Origin of the sequence: Brevinema andersonii (assembly GCF_900112165.1) — a bacterium.
Classification (GTDB): Bacteria; Spirochaetota; Brevinematia; order Brevinematales; family Brevinemataceae; genus Brevinema; species Brevinema andersonii.
In genome coordinates this window covers 17,291-42,182 of sequence record NZ_FOKY01000001.1, presented here as the reverse complement: position 1 = coordinate 42,182, position 24,892 = coordinate 17,291, and the positions used below count along the sequence as shown (strand labels likewise).

Here is a 24,892-nt window from a genome sequence, read left to right as displayed (position 1 = left end):
TTATAATATAAAATATTAGAATTCAAGTTATTTGTGGAGGCAACTGTGTCAACTAATATCCGTTTGATGAGAATCGGGCGAAAAAAAGCTCCATACTACCGAGTAGTAGTAGCTCATTCAAGGAATCCTCGTGGTGGGTCCTATATTGAAAATCTTGGTACTTATAGACCTGTCGAACAACAAGATCAGATTAAAATTAATGTTGAACGTTATGATTCTTGGATTCAAAAAGGAGCAATTGCAACCCCTATTGTAAAAAAAATTGTTGCAAAAGTTAAACGTACTCTTTAATAGGAATTGTAAACAGTGAATGATGCACAAGAATTTATCGAAATAGGTATTCTTTTAAAGCCGTTTGGAATTAAAGGTGCTATAAAAATACATTTTTATATAGATAATCCATCTGATTTAAAAAATGTAAAAGAATTTTATATTTATCAGAAAAATACAGTTATTAATTATAGACCTTTATATTTTCAATCTATCCATTTTGATAAAAATGGGCAATTTGCGAAAGTCTTTTTTGAAGGTATTTTTGATAGAACATCGGCTGAACAATATCGTTTAATGCCTATTTTTATTAAAAAGGAAAATCTTCCTTCTTTGGATACTAATGAATATTTTATTCAAGATCTTTTAGATCTAAAAGTGAAATTTCAGAATGATGAAATAGGTTTTATATCAAATATAATCTCTGCTGGTGATAGAGATATTTTTATTATACAATTGAACAATAAAAAACAACATATTGCTGTACCATTTATTGGTCATTACATTAATAATATAGACTTAGCACAACATGTAGTAAATGTGTCTAATATAGATGAGTTGTTTTAAATAATGCTAAAAAAAATTACTATTTTAACAGTTTTTCCTGAAATGGTATCTCAAGCACTAAAATTTGGTGTTTTGAAACGGCTAGATAAGTCTATTTGCATAGATATACTAGATATTTATAAATTAACAAATTATAAACGTATAGATGATTATTGTGTTTCATATGGTCCAGGCATGTTATTTCGTCCTGATGCTGCTGCACAAGCTATTGATTCAGTCCGAGAAAATAATCATTCTTATATAATACATATGTCTCCCAGAGGACAATTATTAACAATGGGGAAAATAAAAGAATTAATTAGTAAACCTCATTTAGTAATTTTTGTCAGTCGTTATGAAGGAGTTGATGAACGTTTATTACAAACTCGTATAAATGAGGAAATATCAATAGGTGATTATGTTTTAAGTGGAGGCGAATTGCCAGCTTTGGTTTTAGTTGATGCTATATCTAGGATGTCAGAGGAAGTTCTTCAAAGTTCGGCACTAGAAGAGGAAAGTTTTAATGATGGATTATTAGAATATCCACATTATACCAAACCTAAAACATTTGAAGGCTATTTGATACCTGATTGGCTTTTAACTGGTAATCACAAAATAATTAAGGAAAAAAGATGGGCTCAAAGATTAGTTGTAACTTGGGCACGTCGACCTGATTTATTAAGAGAATATAATATTTTCTCTAATAATATCTCTTCTAAAAATCCATTAACTAGAATAAAAAAACAGAATCATCTTTTCAAAAAACGTATAAATATGTTTGAAAAGGCCATACAGGAGTATCAAAATGACCAACGAATCAGAAAATATAATAAATGAAGAATCTACTGATAATATATCAACTGATGTCAATCAAACTCAAAAACAAATAGTTAAAATTAAAAATACAATGCATGATATCGAAAAAATGTTGTTAGAAGAACAAAATAATAGTAATAAATTTCCTAATTTTAGAGTGGGTGATACTATTAAAGTAAGCGTGCGTATAAAAGAAGGAACTAAAGAAAGAATTCAAATTTATGAAGGTGTTGTGATTTGTTTTAAGCATGGAATGAATAGAAAAACATTTATGGTTCGGCGTGTTACTTCTGGTATCTCGATTGAGCGTGTGTTTTCTTTTCATTCACCTTATTTAGCATCAATTGAGATTGTCCGTAAGGCTAAAGTTCGTCGGGCTAAGTTATATTTCTTGAGAGGACGCTTTGGTAAAGCTGCTCGTCTTAAAGAATTGGCTTTAAAAAAAGGAGAAAATAAATTAATAAAATAAATCTTTTGAAAGATTTATTTTATAATAGATAATGTATGAATGATCTTCTTTTATATGAACGGAAATGTTACCAATTAGGATTTCCATTAGTAGTTGGAGTAGATGAAGCTGGAAGAGGGCCTTTAGCTGGACCTTTAGTAGTTGCTGGTGTTTTATTCCATTATGGTTTTTTTATTGAAGGTGTGACGGATTCGAAAAAAATTTCTGCTAAAAAACGTCAAAAATTAGAAATAATCATTAAAAATGAAGCATTGGCTTATGCTGTAGAAATTATACCTCTAGAAGTAATCAAGCAAAAAAATATTTATCAGGCATCAAAATGGGGTATGATACAATGTTTTACAAAAATCCAAAAGAAAATTGAAGTCCAAGCTCTATTAACTGATGCTATGAGAATCTCAGAAAAAGAATTGCCAAAAGTTTATGTAGAATCAATTATTAAGGGAGATCAAAAATCTTTCCATATAGCTGCTGCTTCTATTCTTGCAAAAATGGAACGAGATCGCATTATGGAAACTTTACATGAGGAATATCCTATATATAATTGGTGTAAGAACAAAGGATATCCTACTTTAGAACATAAAAATGCTATTAAAAATTATGGCATTAGTCCTTATCATAGAACAAATTTCAAATTATTTTAACTATTGTTTTGTGCCTATATTTTTTCTAGTACGAGAAGTATTTTCCCAATCAATAGAATTTTTATCAAAATTTGTAGCCCATATTTCCATTAACTTTTTAGTATTTGTATTATATGTTAATCCAGCATATTGTACATCGTCAAGTAAATAAACAGCATTAGTTGATGAGAGTGCTTCTTGAAAAGTATAAATAATATTATTATGAATGATACGTCCATTTGCGGATACTTTAACAGTTTTTGTTTTGTCAGAATCTAAAGTATACTTACCTTTGATGTTTTCCAGGAATTCTTTTTTATTAGCTACAGTACAAGCATTGAGAAAAATCAAAACAATTAAAAATTTTTTCATATTTTCACCATTATCTTTTATATTATATTTTTGATTCAATATTAAAAATCCCCTTTTACAAAAGGGGATTTTTAAATTATTCATGACTATGAGGTTTTGAGTGATGTAGGTCTAAAGTTTTTTGAGAGAATGTCAGACGTCCGTCTTTAACATGAACATCTACTTGGTCGCCATAATGCACCGTACCTCCGATAAGCGATGATGCGAGAGGATTTAGCAATAAATTTTTCAATACGCGCTTGATAGGTCGAGCACCAAATTCAGGTTCGTAAGCTTCTTCAGCAAGAAATTCTTTAGCATCATCACCTACTTGTAGCAAGATGCCTTTGTCTATAAGATTTTTCTTGATAAGATCAACCTGCAGCTCAACAATGTCCAACATGTCATGTTTCTGCAAGCGATGAAATACAGCAATATCGTCAATGCGGTTTAGGAATTCAGGACGGAAAATTTTTTTAAGTTCTTCTTTAAGCTGCTTATCTAAATCCTCTTCTGAACCTGTCCATTCTGCAATCATCGGAGAACCAATATTAGAAGTCATAACTAATACTGTTTGGTCAAAAGAAACAGTTCTGCCTTGCCCGTCCGTGAGACGTCCATCATCCAGCACTTGAAGTAAAATATCAAATACAGCCGGATTGGCTTTTTCAATTTCGTCGAGCAAAATAATGGAATAAGGATGACGTCGTATAGCTTCGGTGAGCTGTCCGCCTTCATCATAGCCGACATATCCAGGAGGCGCTCCGATCAGACGCTGTACTGAAAATTTTTCCATATATTCGCTCATATCAATACGTACGATGTTTTTTTCATCATCAAATAAAAATTCTGCTAATGCTTTAGCTAGCTCTGTTTTTCCAACTCCCGTGGGTCCTAAAAACAGAAACGAACCGATAGGTTTACCTTCTCCTGAAAGTCCAGCACGAGCCCGGCGGATTGCATCAGAAACGGCTTTTATAGCGTTTTCCTGGCTGACAACACGTGCCCCCAAGTGCCGCTCCAAATGCATAAGGCGTTCTTTTTCGCTTTCCATCATTCTGCTTACAGGGATACCGGTTCTTGCAGAAACTACTTTTGCAATATCTTCCGGAGTAATTTCCTCTCTAATAAGTGCACTACCATCGTCCATTTTGTTGATTTTTTGCTCTAATGCTGCCAATGCTTCTTCTTTTTTAGGCAACGTGCCGTAACGAATTTCGGCTACTTTTTCGAATTTGGCTTCGCGCTCATAACGGGCTTCCTCAACTTTCAATGCATCAATTTCGCTTTTTAATTCTCTGATACCCATGACGGCTGATTTTTCATTTTCCCACTTTGCCCGCAATCCTGTCATTTCTGTTTTGGCTTCTTCGAGTTCTTTTTCTAGATTGTTCAAGCGTTCTTTAGATTTCTGGTCTTTTTCTTTCATCAAGGCACTTTTTTCGATCTCAAATTTGGTAATTTTTCTCTGTAAAGAATCGATCGCCTGAGGTTCTGATTCCAGCTCTGTACGAACTTTTGCTGCAGCTTCGTCCATCAAATCAATAGCTTTATCAGGCAGTTTTCTGTCAGGAAGATAGCGGACAGATAATTTTACTGCATCCACAATAGCATTATCCGTAATACGTATCCCATGGTGGATTTCATAACGGTCTTTAATACCGCGCAGGATAGCAATTGCATCCTCAATGCTTGGCTCTTCGACCATCACTGTTTGGAAACGGCGTTCTAAGGCTTTGTCTTTTTCAATAAATTTTCTATACTCATCGTAAGTTGTTGCTCCAATAACACGGATTTCGCCCCGAGCTAGTGCTGGCTTAAGTAGATTTCCTGCATCTCCTGAACTATCTCCTCCTGCACCCATACCGACCATGAGATGAATCTCATCGATAAATAGAATAATACTGTTATCAGCATTTTCGAGCTCTTGAATTACCGATTTAAGGCGTTCTTCGAATTCGCCGCGATACTTTGCTCCAGCGATAAGCGAACCCGGATCTAAAGACAGGATTTTTTTTCCGCGTAATGATTCTGGAACGTCGCCTTGAACGATCCGTTTTGCTATGCCTTCAACAACAGCAGTTTTTCCGACACCGGCCTCACCGATGAGTACGGGATTGTTTTTCGTACGTCGTGATAAAATTTGAATAGAGCGTCTGATCTCTTCATCTCGACCAATTACAGGATCAATTTTACCTTTTGCTGCAAGAGTTGTCAGATCTTTTGTATATTTTTTGAGAGCATCGCCTTGATCTTCGTGTTGGGAATTGTTTTTCTGATTTTTTTTGAGCAATTTAACGGCATCAGCAATGCGTTCGTAAGTGAGATTTAGTTCCTTAAAATACATATTCCAAGGTTCCCGAGCAATTTTACACACAGCCATCAAAACGTGCTCAACAGCCACAAATTGAGATCCTGATTTTTCAGCAATTTCTTCTGCTGTCAGTAGAATTTTATTGGCTTCGGGTGAAATTCTTACTTCTGTTTGATCTCCGGTGGGAAGTTTTGCGATTTCTTTTTCAGCTAGATCTTCAATTGCTTTTGCTGGCACTTCTAGATACGATGCAATCCGTCGAGCAAAACCTTCTTTGTCTTTGAACAGGGCATATATCAAATGCGGTATTTCGATAGTCGGATTTCCTTTTTTTTGAGCTTCGTTGTAGGCAGTCTGTAGCATTTCCTGAACTTTGATAGTATAATTTGATTGACTCATAAATATTCCCCTTTTTTTGTTTTTCTTCTATAATATCATAAAGTAGCAATTTTTATACCAAAAAGTCAATGCAAAAGAGGAAATATTATGATAGAAAATCATCCGTTGGAACCGTTTATTGTAGAAGATGCAGTGGTGTTGATGTTAGGCAGCTTTCCGCCAAAGCGTGAAAAATGGAGTATGGAATTTTATTATCCGAATTTCATTAATGATATGTGGCGTATTTTTGGTTTGGGGTTTTTTGAAGACAAAAATTATTTTTTGAAAGATGCACGTCATTTTGACAAGGAAAAAATTCAGCAATTTCTTTGTGAAAAAAAAATTGCAGTTGCCGATGCGGCTCAAAGTGTTTTTAGAAAAAAAAATAATGCGTCCGATAGTGATCTGCAGATCAAATGCATTTTGGATTTCAATAAAATTCTGCAACAGTTGCCTAAGTGCCAATATTTGATGACTACTGGAGAAAAATCTGCTCAAATATGTTCTAATTTTTTTAATATTTCTACACCTAAAGTCAATAAAAATATATCATTTACTTATATGTGCCGATCTTTTTATTTGTATCGTTTACCTTCGAGTTCTCGGGCATATCCTCTAGCTTTGGAGAAAAAAGCAGCTGCTTACCGTAATGTATTCACAGAAATAGGGCTAATAGGACCGGCGTGAGATAATTTTCCATTGATTATCTTTTTTTTCGAGCATATAATCAACGTAAATTATGTTTTCTTTATTAAAATTTTTGTCGCTTAAAACAATATATTTCGGCAAATTTTCCATCGGGGTCAAGGTGACCCAGCGTGTTGGTACAATACTAATCTCGCGGCCGTTATTGGTGAGATATTTTTCGTTCTCAATAGACCATGATTTCAATAATTTATATTCTGAAAGGATAGCATCACGTTTTCTGGGATTTGCTTTGATAGTTTCGAGAAGAGCTTGTGTGTTGCGCAATTCTGCATTTCCAGTAACGTCGATCAACTTTTCAATTTCTCCGTTAGTCAGCGCTGTCAAGGCAAAAGTAACTATTTCTTTAGGTCCGCGCGTCTGAGCACTTAAACCAAGCGGGTATAATAACAATAATGACAAATATTTTTTCATTATTTCCTCCAACGGTCTGATATAAAATATCATCGGTTTTTGTCAAAAAAAATTAACAGATACATCGTAAATAATTTGACATAATAAAAGGAGTTTGTTATAATTTTCTTTGTTATGTCAAGAATAAGTTTGGGAGTTTTCCATGAAAAAGGATATACTGATAGGAGTAAGTGCTGGAATAGGAGGATTTATATTAGGAGCATTATTGTTATTTTTTATTTATTCCCCTGGTAAAAGTGCTAAATCGAATATCTCTTTGGAGCTTCCTTCGATTAAGGAATTAAATGATAAATATTTAGCAAAAGTAGAACGATATGGTATTTCTTATGATGAATTTACCAATTCTCTAGAACTGGTTCAAAAAACATTACCTCCTGCTCAATTAGCACAGCTTAAAGCAAATGAAAGTGCTTTCAAAGCAGAAATATTAGAAACGTTAATTAATCAATATGTTGTTGTTGCGACAGCGATAGAAGAAGGGTTTTTAGAGAATGAAGAGAATTATAAGCAATTCCAAAATGCTTTGCATCAAGCCTTATCACAGCTTTATATTTCAAAAAACCTTCCTACAGATAAAAATGCTTTTGCTCCCTCTAATCCAGAAATTGATCAGGCGTATCAGCAATTTGGCAGCGAATTACGGGCAAGAGGATTTAATGCACAACAATCACGTGAATTTATTATTAATCAGCTTTCTCAGCAAAAACAACAACGTTGGATGGTTGATTTTATTTCAAAAATAAAAGAAGGTTTCAGAATAGAACGGAATAATAAATTAATTGAAAAAGAAGGAATCGATCCCATAGGATTACAAACACCACTTCAACAGCAATAATTTACTAGAGCCCTACTATACGGAGCTTTTATTTTTAAGCATAAATAAATAATGCCATTCTTCCGGTGAAATAGCATCAGGTCTCGATTTTAAATATTTATTATATGATAAAATAGAGTCTTTCCAAATACTTCTTACTAAATTATTTTCTAATGTTTTGCGTTTTGCATGAAAGCATATTTTTATAAATTCATGAAATTCTTTTTGATTCAGAGAAATATTTTTCTTTTTAATGGAGACAACTGAGGAATCAATTTTCGGTTCTGGAAAAAAATTTCCTCGGCCTACCATGAATAATGGCTTAATTTCTAAAAAAGTCTGCGCGATTACGGATAACGGACCATATTCAGGAGTACCAGGATCAGCCTCCATGCGGTTGACAAATTCCTTTTGGAGCATCAACACACCTGTATCAAAACATTTATTTTCTGTAAAAATTTTCAAAACTTCTCCAGAAATGCAATAAGGTAAATTTGAAACAAAAATATAAGAATCAGAACTTTTCAATTCGTAATTTAAAACATCTTCATGAAGATGTTTTAAATTGGGATGACAAAAATTCTCTTGTACTAAATGGTATATACCTTTGTCAATTTCTAAAGATATTGTTTTTCCTAAATCTGCTAAAATAACTGTCAATGCCCCTAAACCAGTTCCTACCTCAAAATAAGCTTGATTTTTTTCTAATGAAGGAAGCTGTTGTACAATTTTTTCTGCAATATGCCTGTTAATGAGATAATTTTGTCCTCTGTTCTTTGAAAGAAAAAGATTTTTTGATGCTAGTAGTGTTTTGATATTCTGGATACCAAAAGGATCATAATTCATAATATAATTTATTTCCTTTTCTGCAAATATGCAAATTTAATTATTGTAATATATTTTTTATAAAATTGCTAAATTTTATTTTAATCAATCCGACAATGAAATATAATATAGAAATTGTTTATAGAATAATTTCTGGTGGAGAGTTGTATGAAAAATGTTCTGTTTTCTGTGATTTTCAACATAATGCTTATGAACGCCGCTTTTGCGCAGGTAGAAATTACGTGGATAGCTGAACCTGGCAATGAATATAAATATGGAGAAACGTGTACTTTTTTTATTGATTCGGTAAATGAAGAGCTGCCTCAAGAATACAAAGATACTATGCAAGATCGAGCTGGTATTTGGTTTGGTGATAAACAACCTTATGCTCCTACGATGATTCGATTTTTATCCCAGTTGCCTGTTGAGGAAAAAATTCAAATAAAAAATATTGTACAAAAATATCAGCTCCAAATGCAGAAATTGGAGTTAGATATGCGCCCCACAATACAAATGCTGCAAAATAGTATTAGCATGTATCGTCTGAATTTGACTCGTTTAACAATTCTTCCTGAAATAGATGTTTCTACTAATACAAATGAAGTAGTAGAAGTATTTACCAATGGTAGAGATGCTCAAGGTAACTTTGTTGATCTTAGAAAATTTTCTGATTTTTATACTGCTGCTTCGAAAACCAATGCGGTTAAGCCTAAAGAAGCTTTAGGAGACATGGACGCTGCTGAAACATTGGCAGAAATTGAGATTCAAAAAACTCAGTTACAGAATCTCCAATCTTTATATGATCGTGTTTATCAGATTGTGAGGAAAGATATGCATAAAGACATTATGGATGTTGTTAATGCCTGGATTGCGAAAAATGCTTTTATGACAGAAGAATCTCTTGTTGAACTGTTTTCTGAAGCTGAAAATCAATATGCAATTCCCAAAACGCAATCTGATACTTTATCTTCAACTTTTTAGTTTACTGATGCGTAGGATATGACTATGCAGAAAAATATTTTTTCATTAATGTTGATGTGGAGTTTGATTCCATCAACATTTTATTCGCAAGATTTAATGCAGGCTGTGGAACTTAACGATATACCCAGTGTAATGCTGTTTGTCGAAAACGGTGCTGATATTAATCAGACTGATAGAATGGGATTTACGCCATTGCATATTGCTGCTTGGAATGGATATGCCGAGTTAACGGAATATTTGCTTCAAAAAGGTGCTAATCCTAATGTACTTTCTCAATCAGGGAACACGCCTTTGAAATTTGCTAATCCTGCTATAGCAAAACTTCTGCTTCGATACGGCGCGTTTACAAATAATACGGCGCCACCTGTTCCGGAATTACGTTATACTCCTAATATTTACATTGAATCTTCATCTCCACGTCCTCGCGTTATTAACCGTGTGGTTTCGAATTTTATTGCGGGTTCATCTTACCCGGAAAAATCATACAATATTCTGAAAAAATTGAGTCTTGAAGAAAGTTTGCAAGTACATAACTGGGATAAAGATGGTAATAACAGCTTGCACAGGGCTGCACAAACTGGTAATCTCGAACGTGTCAAATTGCTGATCAAGAGCGGCATTGATCCTAACAGCCGTAACAATAACGGAGATACGCCTTTACGTTTTGCGGCAGAAAATGGCCACTTAGAAGTGATTAAATATTTGGTCGAGCAAGAAGGGGTAGACATTAATACCAGAAATAACAGCGGGACATCACCGTTGATGGTAGCCAGTTTGAATAATGATCCGAAAATTGTGAATTATTTGACTCATTTTGGTGCAAATGTCAATGCTACAGCTACGGCCTTTGCCCGGCGGATCCGAGAGGGAGAAGGTGAGGTTGATACTATAGTTGAAGGATGGACACCTTTGATGGCTGCGGCACAAATGGGTGATAACAAAACAATTCAGGCACTCTTAGATGCTAATGCTGATCTTAATGCTACGGATAATGATAATTGGAATGCATTAATGTATGCTGTGCAGAGCGGGCATTTGGATACGGTACGATATTTGGTCAAATCTGGAATTGATTTGAATGTAGAATCGACATTTAATCAGACTGCATTAAGTATAGCAGTGGATGAGGGAAATCAACCGATGATTGATTTTCTGAAAAGTGTGAATGCAAAAGATTCATCAGAACCACTTTTAAAACTTAACGAAACAGTCATTGAAATTCTTCCTACAGACGAAGAATTGTCGGTATATGAAGACGCTGTTACTGCTAAGTAAGCTGCTGGAACTAACGAAAATAAAAAAGGAGAATCTGAACCTAATACAAAAAAATTAAAAAAATAGTAAAATGTTGAGAAGTAAAAAAATTATTTATTTTTTCTTCTTAGTTGTTCCTCTATATGCTGATGAATCTTTATCTTTATTTGATGCTATTGTTCGTGGAGAAGTAGCTTTAGCAAACTATATGATTAAAAAAAGAGCAGATGTTAATGTGACTAATGAAGATGGAATGACACCTTTGCATTTTGTATGGGATTTTTCGTTAGCGAAAACTCTTATTATAAATGGTGCAAAGATCAATGCTAGAAATAATCAGGGCAGTTCACCATTACATTGGGCTGTATCGCGAAATTTAGTGAATATTGCGCGGCTGCTTATCGAATACGGTGCTGATATGAATATGGCCGATGTTAATGGTCAAACTCCGTTGCATTTTGCTGCTCGGAATGGTAATAATGTTTTGATTTTATTGCTGATTAAGAATGGAGCTGATGTGAATGCCACAGATAAATTAGGTTCGACTCCTTTGTTGACAGCATTATCTTTTGGCCATCAAAAGTCTTCACGATTTTTGACGATGGCTGGTGCCAGTGAAATTTCGAATGCGGAAGCTCTTGCACCATCATCTTTTGCGTCACTCACTCGCAATCCGGAAGTAGTTCAAATTCTTGAAACAAAGCGGTTAGAACCACTGATCAGGGCCATTTTTATTGAAAACTTTGCCGAAGCTGAAAAATTGATTCGAAGCGGTGCTGATGTTAATATTTCAGACATTAACGGCAATACGGCATTACATTGGGCATTTACAAAAAAGAATCGTTATTTGTCTAAGCTTTTATTAGATAAAGGTGCTGATATTTCTAGTTTTAATCATAATGGTCAGACTCCTTTAGATGTTTTGAAAGCTTTGAAAGAGCCATCATTTGAAAAGTATATCCATACACTCATCAGCAATAAAACGAAACTAGTTAAGATGGAAATTGTTGAAACTAAAGAGGAATACGGAGAATAAAAAAACTTGACAAAATATATTTTTTCTTTTAAAATATTTTAAAATATGCGGCTGTCGTATAGTGGTAATACCTCAGCCTTCCAAGCTGATGCCGAGAGTTCGATTCTCTCCAGCCGCTTGTAAAACTCCGGTATAACTGGAGTTTTTCTTTAAAATATTTTTCTCAAGAGATCTTAAATCTATAAATAAATTTCATATTGATTAAAAAATTTCGAGCTCCAGTAGAACTTATCTTATCTAAAGAGCAGAATATAAAAAATAATAGATTTGATATAGAATAACATAGCAGTAATTAATTTTGATTTTAGAATTAATAGAGATTTCGTCTTAAATATATAAAATTTATAATTCTTCAATATAACTAGTTCTGTTTTACTGAGTATTTTCTTCTTGATTTTTTTTTACAAATTTAATATAATATATATTGATTATAAGAAGGTTCAGTGATGATTGTTTTAGGAGTGGAAAGTTCTTGTGATGAATGTGCCATTGCGTTAGTTGAGAAGGGAAAAAATATTCTTAGTCATAAAGTTTTTTCCCAAGCAGAACTACATGCCCCTTACTTTGGAGTTGTTCCGGAAATTGCATCGCGTAATCATCTGGTAAAGATTTTGCCCTTGCTTGACCAAGCCCTAGAAGGAAATTCTCTATCACAAATCGGTGCTGTTGCTGCTAGTACAGGTCCGGGGTTGATTGGCTCTTTAGTTGTGGGTTCACTTACAGCACAAGCAATAGCTTATTATCTGGATAAACCTTTTATTCCTGTGGATCATATAGAAGCTCATCTTTATACTCCCCATATGGTGCATGATATTGTATTTCCGTATGTTGCGTTGGTATGTTCTGGGGGTCATACACTGCTTTATAAAGTGGATTCTTTCTTTAATTATACCCTTTTAGGTTCAACGATTGATGATGCGGTAGGCGAAGCGTTCGATAAGGTGGCAAAAATGCTGGAATTAGGATATCCGGGTGGGCCGATTATTCAACAATATGCAGAGTCCGGCAATGAAAATTTTTGGAAACTACCTATTGGCGTTAATACAGTAGAAGATAAGTATAATTTTAGCTACAGCGGCTTAAAAACGGCAGTTTATTATCGTCTCAAAGAGCTCCAACAACCTTTTCCCATTGAAGATATTTGTGCTTCGTTTCAAAAAGCTGCGGTTGATAGTTTGATGAAAAAAGTAGAAAATGCTCTGAATGATACGGGAATATCACGGCTGATTACAGTTGGTGGAGTTGCAGCAAATTCAAGACTTAGGAATGGCTTAGACTCTTTAACCAAATCAGGAGTTACGGTTTATCATACCCCTATAGAATTATGCGGAGATAATGCCGCTATGGTAGCGGGTCGGGCTTTTGTTGATTTTAATAGCGGTTATCAACAAAAGTCCAAATCTTGTTATGCACGAAAAACTCAGATTACAAAAGGAAAACGAATATGAATTCAAAAAAGGATTTGTCTGTCTTGTTTATTGTTCAAGCAGGTATGCGTTTTGGGATTGGTCATTTGGCAAGAGCATTATATATTGCTCGCTTTTATAAAAATTCTTTTTTATTGGTGTTGACAGATTTAAAAGAATCAATATCATTATCAACTCTAATGCAAGATATACCTCATCAGATCTGTTATCAGTACGATAAAAGTATGTTTGACTCTGTCTTGCATGATAAAATTATGGATCTTATTGTTGTTGATTGTGATAAAGCCAGCAATCACTTAGTTCGCTTGGTAAATGGGCTGGGAAAATCTACTGTTGTTTTTGATAATGTATCTTTTGGTTCTAATGCTGAAGTTTTTATTGCTCCATTGCCTTCTTATGAGGTTAAATCAGCTAATTTTGCTGAATTATATCATACGCCGATTGATAGAGAATATTTTTTGGAAGTTCAAGAAATTTCTCATGTTCAAAATGTTTTGATTACTTTAGGGGGAAGTGATCCTCATAACAATGCATTGAAAATTATTAATGCATTAAAAGATCAGCCTTACAAAATTACTGTGATTGTTGGCCCTTTAAGCCAATACAGATACTTGGAAGAGCAAGAAAATATAGAAGTTGTGAAGCATTCGAAAAATATTTTTCCTTATATAGAGCAAAATGATTTGATATTTTGTGGTCCTGGGCTTACTATGCTAGAAGCAATGGCTGCTAAAAAATATGTTGTTGCTGTTGCTCATACCTATAAGCAATATAAAGATTTAAAAACTCTTCATGGCATTACAGTATTAAACGGTAGCTTTTTTCTGACAGCTCAAGGTATACGGAACACTTTAGATAAAGCTATTATGAGTAAATTCAGTCTGCCAGCTGATTTTGATTTCGAGGCATGGTGGCTTGAATTAACTAATAATATTGCTAACAGGCCGGCTTCTTGTCCTCTATGTGGATCTTCCTATAAAAAATCTTTATATAGAAGCTCCGATTAGGACCGTTTTATTTGTCGTTCATGTGGTAGTATTTATTTGTATCAATTACAGGACCATACTGACGAAGTTAATATGGATACAATTATTGCATCAAGTTCAGAGCATGATAAAAAAAGTTATAAAGAAGCTGTGCTTAATCTTAGAGAAGACAGTAATAGAAGAATCCAGCTTATCAAAAAATTGCTGCCGGTTTTGAGTTATCAATACTCATACAGGCTGCTTGATATTGGTTCGGAACATGGTGTATTTGTTCAAGAAGCAGCTCATAACGGATTTTCCGCTCAAGGCATAGAGTTGTCAATTTTTGCTCGCCGTTATTCTAAGGATAATTATAATATTGATATCCTAGATTCTATGGATAAAATTTATGAAACTGAGCCTATTTATAATGTAGTCACAATATGGAAAAAACTTGAGCAATTATCAGAGCCTTTGCTTTATCTAAAAAAAATAAAAGAACTTTTACCTGTTGGAGGAGTGTTGGTATTTCGGGTACCGATGGTTGGTAAAAAAAGGAATTTTGACGGATTTTTTCGAATCACCGTAAAAGGTGGTAAAAAATTAGCAGAACGTGCTGGATTTGCTGTTGTATATTCTATCAAAAGCTCTGTGCAATCAACACAAAATGAAGAATTAATAGAGTTTTATTGTGTTAAATATGGAAAATAATGTGATTCATCCTATATCTTTTGGCGAGATATATAGTTTAAATAATATATTTTTAGCTCCATTGGCAGGCTATTCACACAAGCCCATGAGAATGTTTGCACGAAAATTTGGAGCAGGATATGCTGTGACGGAAATGGTGAGTGTTGAGGGAGTGTTACGGGATTCTGAAAAGACGTTTAGATATGCTGATATTTCAGATGCACCGAATCTTACATCTATTCAGCTTTTTGGCAGTGGCGATCCTAAAACATTTCATCAAGCGGCTGTTGTTGTTAAGAAGCGTTTCAATGCGCGGTCAATCAATATTAATTTTGGCTGTCCGGCACCCAAGGTAATGAAAAACGGTGCGGGTTCGCGCTTGTTACAGAAACCGCAAAAAATGGTTGATGTGATTAATGCTGTAAAAGATGCAGGGCTTGCCGTGGAAGCGAAAATTCGTGCAGGTTTTGATCAAGATAATCTAGATGATATCATTGATAGCCTGGACCGTTCGGATGTTGATGTTATTATGTTGCACTGCCGATTGACCAGAGATAAATTTCTGCACGGCACTGCCGATTGGAAACGTTTTCATCGTGCGCGGCAGGCTACTCGTAAGCTTTTAATTGCGAATGGGGATATTAAGTCTCCTGAAGATGCTTATAAAATACTGACAGAGTATAAAATGGATGGAGTCATGATAGGGCGTGCAGCAATTGGGAGGCCTTATATTTTCCGTCAAATCATTGATTTATGCTGTAAAGGAACTTACTTGAAACTTTCTGTAAAACAGCAGTTAGAATTACTTGTCGATTATGCTGAACTTTGGTGTGCCGAATCGAAAACTGATTCTATTATCCCAATAAGAGGTGCATTAATGAGCGGGCTAACAGAATTCGAAGGTGCTGCCAAACTACGGTCGCTTATTGCACAAAGCCGGAATCTCGCTGATCTCGACGGCGCCATAAAAACAATAAAAGATAAATTTATTCTTCATTCTTCATGAAGTAAAAGGACTAAATTATGAAAGAGACTTTTTCCTTAATATGTAAGGGTATGTTAGTGGGTATTGCTAATATTATTCCAGGAGTTTCTGGGGGGACGATGAGTTTTGTGTTGGGTATTTATCCTCAACTTACAGAAGCTATTGGTTATTTTTTTATCAGACCTCAAAAAAGAAAAGAATATTCTTTATTTTTATTGAAATTAGGTATTGGGATAGTTTTAGGATTTCTGCTATTTGCTAAATTAATCATATGGCTGCTTGGTGTTAAGCTTCCTGAAGGTAATCTACTTCCTTATAGCTATGTGCCTACATTTGGATTTTTTTTAGGCTTGATTCTCGGGTCTGTATTTGTACTGTTTAAGATGCAACCAGATAGTAAATTTTCTTTTAAGCGCTTGGGATTGGTATTTTTTGGTTTTTTTTCCCTTTTATTAATTAATTCTCTGAGAAATCTGAAAGGTATAACTGGGTTGGAAGAAACAATTATTAAAGATTTTGGCATTTTTAAAATTACAATGCTTCCGATAGCACGTGCCCTATGGTTGTTTTTAGTAGGTATTCTTGCCGCTGTAACTATGATTGTACCCGGAATATCAGGATCTGCATTGTTAGTTGCTCTAGGAGAATATGGACCCATTTTATCCTATGTCGGAGAACGATCAATTACCCCTATTGCAGTGATAGGAGTAGGTTTTGCAATTGGAATCTGGGGAGCAACCCTTTTAATAGCAAAATTGCTTCAAAAATATCCGGGAGCTACATTCTATTTTATTTTAGGACTTGTTATAGCATCATGCTGGCAAATAGTAGTTAATATAATCAGTGCTCATGCTCCTGTTAGTGCTTTGCTGATCAGCATTATTACTGTGATTGTAGGTTTTGCATTAGCACTTCAAAGTAGTAGATTACGATCATCCTAAGAACATTTGTTTTGTTTTTGCAGGTTGCGTAAAATTTTATCCCTTAGTGAAAATTCACAACCGCAATAATCTTGACAGTATATACAATTGTCTTTACTGATCTCTTTAGCAATTTTAAAGCCATTGTTTTTTTTGAAATTGCTTACAATATAAGTAATTCCCGTTTCATGCTCCAAATTTTGGCCGATTGAATTTACTCGTTTCTCATCTTTATAGGGGCTGAGCGTCAACGAACTAGCAACAGCTTCAAAACCGTGATCTTTTGCATATAAAAACGCATTTTTCAAGCGCATAGCATAACAAATAGTACATCGTTCGCCTTTTTCAGGTTCATGCTCCAACCCCCGGACTTCTTCACGCCACTCTTTTTTGTTATATTCTCCTATGATGAATTCTGTATTAATAATTTCAGCATATCGTCGAGCTTGTTCGGCTCGTTTTAGATACTCCTCATATGGATGAATATTGGGATTATAAAAATATATCGCTATGTGATCAAACTCAGGTTTATATTCGAGTACTTTTTCCCAAGGCAGATTACCGCGTAAAACCTCAACACATGTTGTAACACAAGGTGCACAGCACGTTTGCAGCAGTATTTTTTTCATAAAAGCTCCTTATATGGTAATGAATTTAATATGACTGTGCCTCAATCCTATATGATGGAAAATGTCCGGTCTCCGAATGTGAAGATCACTATCAATGATGCGTTCCACTAAGTTAATGTGGTTGCTGTTTTCGCTGAGATGTAGAAACATAACATGTTTCGTAGAAATGCAGGCTGCTTCTGTAATGAATTTTTGAGCCTGATCGTTGGATAAATGTCCAGAACCTCCAGAAATACGTTCTTTTAAATACTTAGGATAACGGCATTGAGCAAGCATATAGGGGTCATAATTTGATTCAATACCGATAAAATCGGCATTATGAGCTTTATTAAGAATTTTATCGTCGTAGGAACCGATATCAGATGCATAGAAAAGACGTTTGCCGTGCTTATGAATGACAAAACCCAAGCACATATCTGCATCATGTTTAACCTCAAATGCTTCGACGTCAAAATCGCCAAAGTGTATCATGTCGTTGGGCTTGATAATGTGAAAATCTTTAAGATTAATACCGGATTTTTTTTTGGATTCAATCGTTAGGTATACCGGCAAACGATAATAACTTGCAATCCGTTTTAAATGCCGAACATGATCTTCATGTTCGTGTGTTAGAAGAATACCACATAATTTCTGTGTGTTTGCTTGAAGCAGCTTTAATGTGTTCTTAATTTTGGGCAACGAAAGCCCTGCATCGATTAGTAATGCTTGATTGTCAGTCTCTATATAAAAAGAATTGGCTTTGCTTCCGCTTATCAGTGATGCGCAGCGCATAAAATATCCTTAAAAATTTTCTTATATTATTCCATATTTTTTTATTATTCGCAAGATTAAAAGAATAACACTTGATAAAATATAACAAAATTGTTACAATGTTATTATTGAAAAAATTAGGTAAATAATGCCAAAACTATTTTTTCTCAATTTTTTTCTCAATTGTGTATTCAAAAGTGTTGTATTAGGACTAGTTGTTCCCTTGATGCTTCTTTTATCAGGAGCTCCGTGGGACGTATTACCTGTAACTTTTGTTATTATATTTCTCACTATACTGCCATGGATTATATGGATGCAATACCTTATAACTACTTCTGTAGCGCTGCAGAAAAAATTTGCTTTTTTCAAAATATTTGGATTGATATGTTTTAGTGTTGTTTTTCTTATGATATTGCTTCCTTATGTTCCCTCTCCGCAATATGTTAATTTTAACAGAATAGCTCCCAAAACACTTTTATCAAAAGAATCGGCAGTAATTACAAAATTTGGCAGTTTATATTTAGATTCTCATGAATTTTTACCCAACCCTGCAAGAGCGCTTTGGGTTGGCAGTAATAATTTAGCTTTTGTACACATCGAAACAAATAATATTTCTCTTATTTTGACTCAAGCTTATACATTGGATCAGCATGGATACAGCATTCAAAATGCTGCTCTCAAAATTCCTTTCATAGAGCAGAGAAATGTTCTTCCTAATTCCGGATATGGTAAGAAAATTTTTTTATGGTGGCTGGAAAAAACTATGCTGTTTCCATGGGAAATTAATCAGCTTTCCCAAAAACTTGGTATATTCAATAATAAGATTGATCGATTTTTCCAAACACAAGACGTTTCGCTGAAAACAGAAAAACCAAACAGCCTCCTTGCCTTAGATTCTGCATCAAAATCTCTCAATAATAAAAGTTTTCAATTTACAAAAAACCAAAATAAGATACATTATTTGATTTTATTTTTATATTTATGTGTTTTGTTTTTAGCAGGTTCTATTGTTTGTATTTTATTATCATTAGGCCAAACACTATTAAATATAGTCGCTCTTAATATATTGGCTGCTTTAATGGGAACATTTTATATTTCTCGTTTTCTTTCTTTTGTTCATGTATCTTTGGAATTATTATCTTTTTTACCTTTATGGGGTGGTCTTTTTATTATGATATTATTAGAAATGCTTATTTTGTATATTATCTCGTTATTGGGGGGAAAAATAAAAGGATATTCTCATGATTAGAATAGTGTTAAGTCTGGTTCTTTTATTGGGAATTAATAGTTTTATTTTTGTTCACAAGTATATGACTTCGGGGGTTGAGACAGCTTTAGAATATATGTTGTCACAATTTATTTTAATGTCGGGAGTTTGTTTTTTAATTATTTGGCCGCTTAATTTGTCAAAAAAGAGCCATTCTTCAAGTTTGTCTATTATATTTTATATAGTTCTTATTTGGATAATTCATCTTTCTGTTCGAGAAGTTTTTGTCCCAAAAACAGACACTAATAATCTCAAACATGGCCTCGTTATTCAAACAAGTATTGGTACATTTTCTTTTGGGGCGGTCCAAAAAGAAGATAAATACTATATAATTAATAATGCTGCATTTTTTTTGGACAAATTTATTATTTATGCACCTTTTGCGGAAGTTTCTCAAAATATGCTATCTATGCAGCAGGGTAGTTGCTTTATATGGAGTAATAACACCGCTTCCGATCCTAAAACACTGACAAATACTCTTACAATACCGTTGCCTTTTGATATGGATCGGTTTTATCGCTCATGGAACCTTGATTCTTCAGGATATACACCGATTTTATATTTGTTGGCGGATAAGGATATTTTATTTAATCCTTATATGAAACCTTTCAGAAAAAAATGGCTTTTAGCTTTGCTTGGTTATGCAGTGGATTTGATATTCTTAATGCTGGTTGGGGCATTTAGTGTAGCGTATACGAATAAGCTCGACTGGCATGGCATAAAATTTGTTGGTTGTATGGCTTTTTATGCAGTTCTTATTCCGTCGGTTGTGGTTTTGTATGATTATCTTATACTGTTATCAAACATCATGGTTAATGTATGGTTGTAGGAGGTTTTTATGGAAAAGGATATTTGGAAAAAAGCGCATGTGTGGGCTGAAAGCGACGATTTCGACAAAACCACCAGGCATGAAATTCAAACGCTTATCGATGAGAAAAATGAAAAAGAACTTCAAGACCGGTTTTGGAAAGATCTCGAATTCGGTACAGGCGGTTTGAGGGGCATTTTAGGTGCCGGTAGCAATCGTATGAATGTCTATAATATCCGTAAAGTTACTCAAGGCTTAGCCAATTATATTATCCTACAAAACGGAGCATATCAGGGAGTTGTTATTGGACGGGATTCACGAAATGGTTCATTGGAATTTGCCCAGGAAGCAGCATCTGTATTGGTTGCCAACGGCATTCGAGTATATTTTTTCCGTGACATATGCCCGACTCCTGTGGCATCATTTACGATCCTTCAAGTGGGTGCTAAAGCTGGGATTATGAATACGGCTTCCCATAACCCTAGAGAATATAATGGTTATAAAGTGTTTTGGGACGATGGAGCCCAATTAGTGCCTCCTCATGATGAATTAGTGATGCAGGAGATTAAAAGAATTACGGAACTTTCTGCTGTCAAACGTATGGATTTTGCAGAAGCCGAAAAAAGTTCTTTATTTGAGTACTGTGACAGTTATTTTGATCATTATATTCAAGCAGCAAAAATGTTTATCCGTGATTCGGAATTATGCCGTTCAACGGATCTTAAAGTTTTATATTCACCGTTGCATGGAGCCGGTTATAAAATTGTTCCACAACTGATGAATGTCATAGGGTTCCAGCATTTTGAAGTTTTTCAAGTTCAAGCCCAGCCAGACGGTAACTTCCCGTCTGCTCCTTACCCTAACCCAGAAAATCCACAAGCCATGCAGCCAGGTATCAAACATGCTGAAGGAAAAAAAAGTGATCTTTTTATTGCTACGGATCCCGATGCCGATCGTATAGGAGTGGCATGTAAGTCTCAACATAATAATTATCTGCTTTTGAATGGCAATCAAATAGGTGCGCTGATTTTGGATTATCTTGTACGTTATCTTATTCCGCAAAACAGTTTTGTTGTTAGTACTATTGTTTCTTCGCCGCTTATTAGTAAAATTGCGCGTGCTCATGGTGTTGAATATATAGAATGCTTAACTGGATTTCGTTGGATTTCAGCAAAAATGCAAGAACTTCGTGCTCAAGGTAAAAATTTTCTTTTTGGCATGGAAGAAAGCCATGGTTATAATATTTCTTCTCTTGTGCATGATAAGGATGGAGTTTCGGCGACCGCAATTTTTGCAGAACTTGCTGCTTTTCATAAGCACCAGCATGTTGGTTTGGATCAGGCTCTCTTTGAAATAGCCAAAAAATACGGTTATTTCAAAGATTCTCAAGAGTCGCTGTCATTTCCAGGGGCTGAGGGTGTATTAACCATGCAGAAAATGATGGATGAGTTCCGGGCAAAACCGTTCGCAGAAATTAACAGTATAAAAGTCGAAAAATATGCGGATTTTGAGACTGGAATTATTAAAGATGCTCAAAATAAGCCTGTTGGCTGGACAAATCTACCTAAATCCAATGTATTTGTATTTTATTTGGAAAATAATGCTCGTATTGTGGCTCGTCCTTCGGGAACAGAGCCGAAAATTAAATTTTATTTCTCAACGGAGCATTCTGTCAATTGCGAACATTGTGTCCAGCAAGCTGATACCGAACATCAAGCACTTAAGGAAACGTTTCTTTCGATGATCCACAGTTAAATATTAACGGTTTTCAAAATAATGACGATAATTTCTACAGTTCTTAAAAGAGGAATTTATGGAACTTTTTATTAATGATACTCCTGTAGGTATCAACCCAGAAAAAAATGATACAGTCGATACACTGCTTTGGACTGTAGAAAAACAGTTAGAATCTGATCTTATTATTGCTTCTGTAGTTATTGATGGCAAATATGTTGCGCGTGATGATCCCAATGTTTTGAATTTGTTGGTCTCTGATATCAATAAGATAGAATTAACCATAGCAACACGTATTGAAATTGGTGTTGCTTTGCTAGATGATGCAAAAAATTTCATTACGATTAGTTCCCAAGAGTTGAAAAATGGTTCTTTTTCTAAAAAGAATGAAATTATGCAGTCTTTTGCTTGGATTATTGAAAGTTTGGATGCTTTACGCTCGGCGTTGGCGTTTCCTCCTGCGGATTTAACGATTCTGAGAGCTGCTATAGCTGATGCTCTTCGTTTTTTAGACAGAGAAATATCTTTGGAAGAAGCTTTGGCGCTAGCGGAAATTCTTGAGAAAATGCCTGAACATTTTACATTATTACAGAAAAAATTATTGAATCAAGAAGAATTTGTGAGGGAAAATGTTATTATGCAGCTGCAATCAACGAAAAATATTCTTCCTGATTTGGCTACTTATTTTCAAACAGGAAAAGACTTACAGGCCTTAGCCGAGTTGGGAACGGTGATTGATACATTAGAAATGTTTGCTCGTTATTCTGCATCGCAGCCGGCCGATCTTCAAGCAGAAACATTTGCTGTTGCTCTTAAAGATCTTTCGTCACAGTTGTTGGAAGCATTTGAAAATAAAGATTATATACTTATTGCTGATCTTCTTGAGTATGATTTGGCCGAACAAATCGATGCTATTTTAGAAGCGCATCAATAACATCAGGAGGATATTTTGAGCTTGCATGAATTAACCAGTTCTACAAAAGTTTTAGAAACATTAGCAGCTATGATTCATCAGGAAAGTGGGATTATTTTTACACCTTCCCATATGAAGGTGCTGGATCAACGGGTTCAATCGACTTTAAAAGAAAAAAAATGTTCTGATATCGAGTTGCTTGAGCTGCTCAAAAATAATAAAAATGAACTTCATGCTTTTATCGGACATGTAACCACAAATCATACTCAGTTTTTTCGTAGTATTGGTCAGTATGAGCTTTTAGGCACAATGATTCTTCCGGAGCTAGTACAGAAAAATAAATTAACGAAGACAATAAAATTATGGAGCGCTGCATCTTCTTCTGGAGAAGAGGCATATACATGTGCTATGTACATTCAGTATTATTTTGATACACATGGTCTTTCTGACTGGTATTTGGAGATTTTTGCTACCGATATTGATCAGACCAGTATTAAATTAGGAGAAAATGCAGAATATCCTTTTGATGCTTTGAGGCATGTGCCCCAAGAATATCATCAATATCTGGATATTGATTCCGGTAGGCTAGATGAATTTGGGTTTGTTGAAGGTGCAAAATTTTCCATTAAACCAGCGATACGAAATTTAGTAAGTTTTCAAGAGCACAATCTATTAGATTCTGCTCCTTATCGTGATATTGATATTATTTTTTGCAGGAATGTGCTGATTTATTTCGATGAGAAGACGCAGCACAAAGTTGTATCGCATCTCGAAAAAGCTTTAGCATCAAAAGGATATTTTTTTGTCAGCCCTTCAGAAACTTTGAACGGTATAACAGGAAATTTAGAGATAAAGATTTTTCCAAAAGGCATTTATTATATAAAAAAGGATTGATATGACTAAAGGTCAAATTCTAATTATCGATGATTCAGCTTTGGTTCGCAGTTACCTTGCGAAAATGTTGCTTAATGTTCCTGATATGGAGCTTTGTGATGTGGCCTCTAATGGTAAAATAGGGTTTCAAAAAATTCTTGCCCGTAAGCCAGATGTTGTTATTTTAGATTTGGAAATGGATCATGGAGACGGGTTGTATGTTTTGCAGAATATTCAAGACCAACTTCAGCCTCAAGACCGTCCTTTTGTGTTGATTTACAGTGCCCGTGCAAAACATGATGATCCTTTGTTCCGAAAAGCTATAGAATTTGGATTTTCTGATTTCATTATTAAAGTGCAGGGAAATCCTGAAGATATTCTTTCGGAACTCCGTAAGGCTTTTTTTGATAAGCTTCGTGCGGCTATACAAGCAAAGAAAAATAGAACTATGAGATCCCCCATAAACTCGATTCTTAAGGATGAATATGATATCACTGTTCCCCATGGTTTGAATGCACTGCCTCTCATACTTGAACGAAAAAAGATCAATCCTAAAATTTTAATTATTGGAGCTTCTACTGGCGGTCCGTTATCAGTCAGTAAAATTATGCAGGAAATAACTTCTATCAAAGTGCCTGTGGTTGTTATTCAGCACATGCCTGAAGGGTTTACTAAATCATTTGCTGAAGAATTGGGGCGTATTAGTGGTTTGCCAGCGCATGAACTTGCGCATAACATGTCGCTTGAGAAGGGGCATATTTATGTTTTTCCAGGAGGTATGCACGGTAGGTTAACTGCTTTTGGGAATTTATTTGTTTTTTATGCAGACAGACAGGATTATATAGCACATCCGTTTAAGCCTTCTGTGAATTTGGCGATTGAAAACCTTGTCAAATCGATAAACGGGCATGCAATTTTTGCAGTGCTCAGCGGCATGGGAAAAGACGGCGGCTTAGCGGCTAAGTTTCTTCACGACAAGGGCTCACTAGTAATTGCTCAGGATAAGGAATCAAGTGTCGTTTGGGGGATGCCTGGTGCTGTTGTTAAGGAAAATGCTGCTGACATTTTGCTTCCGCAGGATGAATTAGGTAGGGGTATACAAATGATATTAAAAACCTACAATATAGCTTAGAGG

General features: G+C 34.9%; 27 protein-coding genes and 1 tRNA gene. 22 read left to right on the top strand and 6 right to left on the bottom strand.

The annotated features are described in order from the left end of the window. The first annotated feature begins 45 nt into the window (after positions 1–45). The 5 genes from rpsP to BM018_RS00210 all read left to right on the top strand — a co-directional run bounded on the left by rpsP (position 46) and on the right by BM018_RS00210 (position 2,745). Positions 46–291 (top strand): 30S ribosomal protein S16, encoded by a 246-nt coding sequence (gene rpsP, locus BM018_RS00230; RefSeq protein ID WP_092316941.1) that lies wholly within the window; start codon positions 46–48, stop codon positions 289–291. Between the two features lie 15 nt (positions 292–306). After that, positions 307–837, top strand: coding sequence for a ribosome maturation factor RimM (gene rimM, locus BM018_RS00225; RefSeq protein WP_092316938.1), 531 nt, complete (start codon positions 307–309; stop codon positions 835–837). Positions 838–840: 3 nt separating this feature from the next. Beyond that, positions 841–1,653 (top strand): tRNA (guanosine(37)-N1)-methyltransferase TrmD, encoded by an 813-nt coding sequence (trmD, locus tag BM018_RS00220; RefSeq protein ID WP_092316935.1) that lies wholly within the window; start codon positions 841–843, stop codon positions 1,651–1,653. A gap of 70 nt (positions 1,654–1,723) precedes the next feature. Beyond that, entirely contained in the window at positions 1,724–2,101 is a 378-nt protein-coding gene (rplS, locus tag BM018_RS00215; RefSeq protein ID WP_092318170.1) for a 50S ribosomal protein L19, read from the top strand. A gap of 35 nt (positions 2,102–2,136) precedes the next feature. Next, positions 2,137–2,745 carry a ribonuclease HII gene (locus BM018_RS00210; protein ID WP_092316932.1) on the top strand — a complete coding sequence of 203 codons (609 nt, stop codon included), beginning with the start codon at positions 2,137–2,139 and terminating at the stop codon, positions 2,743–2,745. On the opposite strand, the gene BM018_RS00205 is transcribed toward BM018_RS00210, so the two are convergent. Both BM018_RS00205 and BM018_RS00200 read right to left on the bottom strand, forming a co-directional pair. Next, on the bottom strand, positions 2,746–3,096 hold the full coding sequence (locus tag BM018_RS00205) for a hypothetical protein (protein WP_143280351.1): 351 nt from the start codon (positions 3,094–3,096) through the stop codon (positions 2,746–2,748). A 76-nt stretch (positions 3,097–3,172) separates the two neighbouring features. Then, positions 3,173–5,788: an ATP-dependent Clp protease ATP-binding subunit gene (locus BM018_RS00200; protein WP_092316925.1), complete on the bottom strand. Its 2,616-nt coding sequence runs from the start codon at positions 5,786–5,788 to the stop codon at positions 3,173–3,175. 87 nt (positions 5,789–5,875) lie between these two features. On the opposite strand from BM018_RS00200, the gene BM018_RS00195 reads away from it, so the two are divergent. Next, positions 5,876–6,454 (top strand): uracil-DNA glycosylase family protein, encoded by a 579-nt coding sequence (locus tag BM018_RS00195; RefSeq protein WP_092316922.1) that lies wholly within the window; start codon positions 5,876–5,878, stop codon positions 6,452–6,454. On the opposite strand, the gene BM018_RS00190 is transcribed toward BM018_RS00195, so the two are convergent. After that, on the bottom strand, positions 6,437–6,886 hold the full coding sequence (locus tag BM018_RS00190; RefSeq protein WP_092316919.1) for a hypothetical protein: 450 nt from the start codon (positions 6,884–6,886) through the stop codon (positions 6,437–6,439). The genes BM018_RS00195 and BM018_RS00190 overlap by 18 nt on opposite strands. A 142-nt stretch (positions 6,887–7,028) precedes the next feature. Here BM018_RS00190 and BM018_RS00185 point away from each other — a divergent pair, with 142 nt between their 5' ends. Then, positions 7,029–7,721: a hypothetical protein gene (locus tag BM018_RS00185; protein ID WP_092316916.1), complete on the top strand. Its 693-nt coding sequence runs from the start codon at positions 7,029–7,031 to the stop codon at positions 7,719–7,721. Positions 7,722–7,736: 15 nt separating this feature from the next. Here the strand turns inward: BM018_RS00185 and rsmA are convergent, their stop codons facing one another. After that, positions 7,737–8,546 carry a 16S rRNA (adenine(1518)-N(6)/adenine(1519)-N(6))-dimethyltransferase RsmA gene (gene rsmA / locus BM018_RS00180; RefSeq protein WP_092316913.1) on the bottom strand — a complete coding sequence of 270 codons (810 nt, stop codon included), beginning with the start codon at positions 8,544–8,546 and terminating at the stop codon, positions 7,737–7,739. 147 nt (positions 8,547–8,693) lie between these two features. On the opposite strand from rsmA, the gene BM018_RS00175 reads away from it, so the two are divergent. From BM018_RS00175 to BM018_RS00135, 9 genes are all read left to right on the top strand, one after another. Then, on the top strand, positions 8,694–9,506 hold the full coding sequence (locus BM018_RS00175; protein WP_092316910.1) for a hypothetical protein: 813 nt from the start codon (positions 8,694–8,696) through the stop codon (positions 9,504–9,506). A 24-nt stretch (positions 9,507–9,530) separates the two neighbouring features. Continuing rightward, positions 9,531–10,781 carry an ankyrin repeat domain-containing protein gene (locus BM018_RS00170; RefSeq protein WP_159428098.1) on the top strand — a complete coding sequence of 417 codons (1,251 nt, stop codon included), beginning with the start codon at positions 9,531–9,533 and terminating at the stop codon, positions 10,779–10,781. Positions 10,782–10,851: 70 nt separating this feature from the next. Beyond that, on the top strand, positions 10,852–11,796 hold the full coding sequence (locus BM018_RS00165) for an ankyrin repeat domain-containing protein (protein ID WP_092316904.1): 945 nt from the start codon (positions 10,852–10,854) through the stop codon (positions 11,794–11,796). A 47-nt stretch (positions 11,797–11,843) separates the two neighbouring features. Then, positions 11,844–11,914 (top strand) — tRNA-Gly (locus tag BM018_RS00160). A 328-nt stretch (positions 11,915–12,242) separates the two neighbouring features. Then, complete coding sequence (gene tsaD / locus BM018_RS00155) at positions 12,243–13,244, top strand: tRNA (adenosine(37)-N6)-threonylcarbamoyltransferase complex transferase subunit TsaD (protein ID WP_092316900.1); 1,002 nt, start codon at positions 12,243–12,245, stop codon at positions 13,242–13,244. Next, positions 13,241–14,230, top strand: coding sequence for a hypothetical protein (locus BM018_RS00150; RefSeq protein WP_092316896.1), 990 nt, complete (start codon positions 13,241–13,243; stop codon positions 14,228–14,230). Before tsaD ends, BM018_RS00150 begins: the two co-directional genes overlap by 4 nt. A gap of 72 nt (positions 14,231–14,302) precedes the next feature. Continuing rightward, the gene (locus tag BM018_RS00145) at positions 14,303–14,899 is read left to right on the top strand and encodes a methyltransferase domain-containing protein (protein WP_092316893.1); all 597 of its coding nucleotides are present in this window, start codon (positions 14,303–14,305) and stop codon (positions 14,897–14,899) included. Position 14,900: 1 nt separating this feature from the next. Then, complete coding sequence (locus BM018_RS00140; RefSeq protein WP_159428097.1) at positions 14,901–15,884, top strand: tRNA dihydrouridine synthase; 984 nt, start codon at positions 14,901–14,903, stop codon at positions 15,882–15,884. Between the two features lie 17 nt (positions 15,885–15,901). After that, positions 15,902–16,804: a DUF368 domain-containing protein gene (locus tag BM018_RS00135; protein WP_092316888.1), complete on the top strand. Its 903-nt coding sequence runs from the start codon at positions 15,902–15,904 to the stop codon at positions 16,802–16,804. Here BM018_RS00135 and BM018_RS00130 read toward each other — a convergent pair. Both BM018_RS00130 and BM018_RS00125 read right to left on the bottom strand, forming a co-directional pair. After that, positions 16,801–17,412, bottom strand: a complete 612-nt coding sequence (locus BM018_RS00130; protein WP_092316885.1) for an epoxyqueuosine reductase QueH — start codon at positions 17,410–17,412, stop codon at positions 16,801–16,803. The genes BM018_RS00135 and BM018_RS00130 overlap by 4 nt on opposite strands. Positions 17,413–17,421: 9 nt before the next feature. Then, entirely contained in the window at positions 17,422–18,183 is a 762-nt protein-coding gene (locus tag BM018_RS00125; RefSeq protein WP_092316882.1) for an MBL fold metallo-hydrolase, read from the bottom strand. 127 nt (positions 18,184–18,310) lie between these two features. On the opposite strand from BM018_RS00125, the gene BM018_RS00120 reads away from it, so the two are divergent. The 6 genes from BM018_RS00120 to BM018_RS00095 are packed head-to-tail and all read left to right on the top strand — an operon-like array spanning position 18,311 to position 24,889. Next, positions 18,311–19,411 (top strand): hypothetical protein, encoded by a 1,101-nt coding sequence (locus BM018_RS00120; RefSeq protein WP_092316879.1) that lies wholly within the window; start codon positions 18,311–18,313, stop codon positions 19,409–19,411. Further along, complete coding sequence (locus BM018_RS00115) at positions 19,404–20,258, top strand: hypothetical protein (RefSeq protein WP_092316876.1); 855 nt, start codon at positions 19,404–19,406, stop codon at positions 20,256–20,258. The genes BM018_RS00120 and BM018_RS00115 overlap by 8 nt, the downstream gene beginning before the upstream one ends. Before the next feature lie 9 nt (positions 20,259–20,267). Next, positions 20,268–21,992: a phospho-sugar mutase gene (locus tag BM018_RS00110; protein ID WP_092316873.1), complete on the top strand. Its 1,725-nt coding sequence runs from the start codon at positions 20,268–20,270 to the stop codon at positions 21,990–21,992. A gap of 58 nt (positions 21,993–22,050) precedes the next feature. Next, positions 22,051–22,905 carry a hypothetical protein gene (locus BM018_RS00105; RefSeq protein WP_092316869.1) on the top strand — a complete coding sequence of 285 codons (855 nt, stop codon included), beginning with the start codon at positions 22,051–22,053 and terminating at the stop codon, positions 22,903–22,905. Positions 22,906–22,920: 15 nt separating this feature from the next. Beyond that, entirely contained in the window at positions 22,921–23,778 is an 858-nt protein-coding gene (locus BM018_RS00100; RefSeq protein ID WP_092316866.1) for a CheR family methyltransferase, read from the top strand. A 1-nt stretch (position 23,779) separates the two neighbouring features. Then, positions 23,780–24,889, top strand: coding sequence for a chemotaxis protein CheB (locus BM018_RS00095; RefSeq protein WP_092316863.1), 1,110 nt, complete (start codon positions 23,780–23,782; stop codon positions 24,887–24,889). Positions 24,890–24,892: the final 3 nt, after the last annotated feature.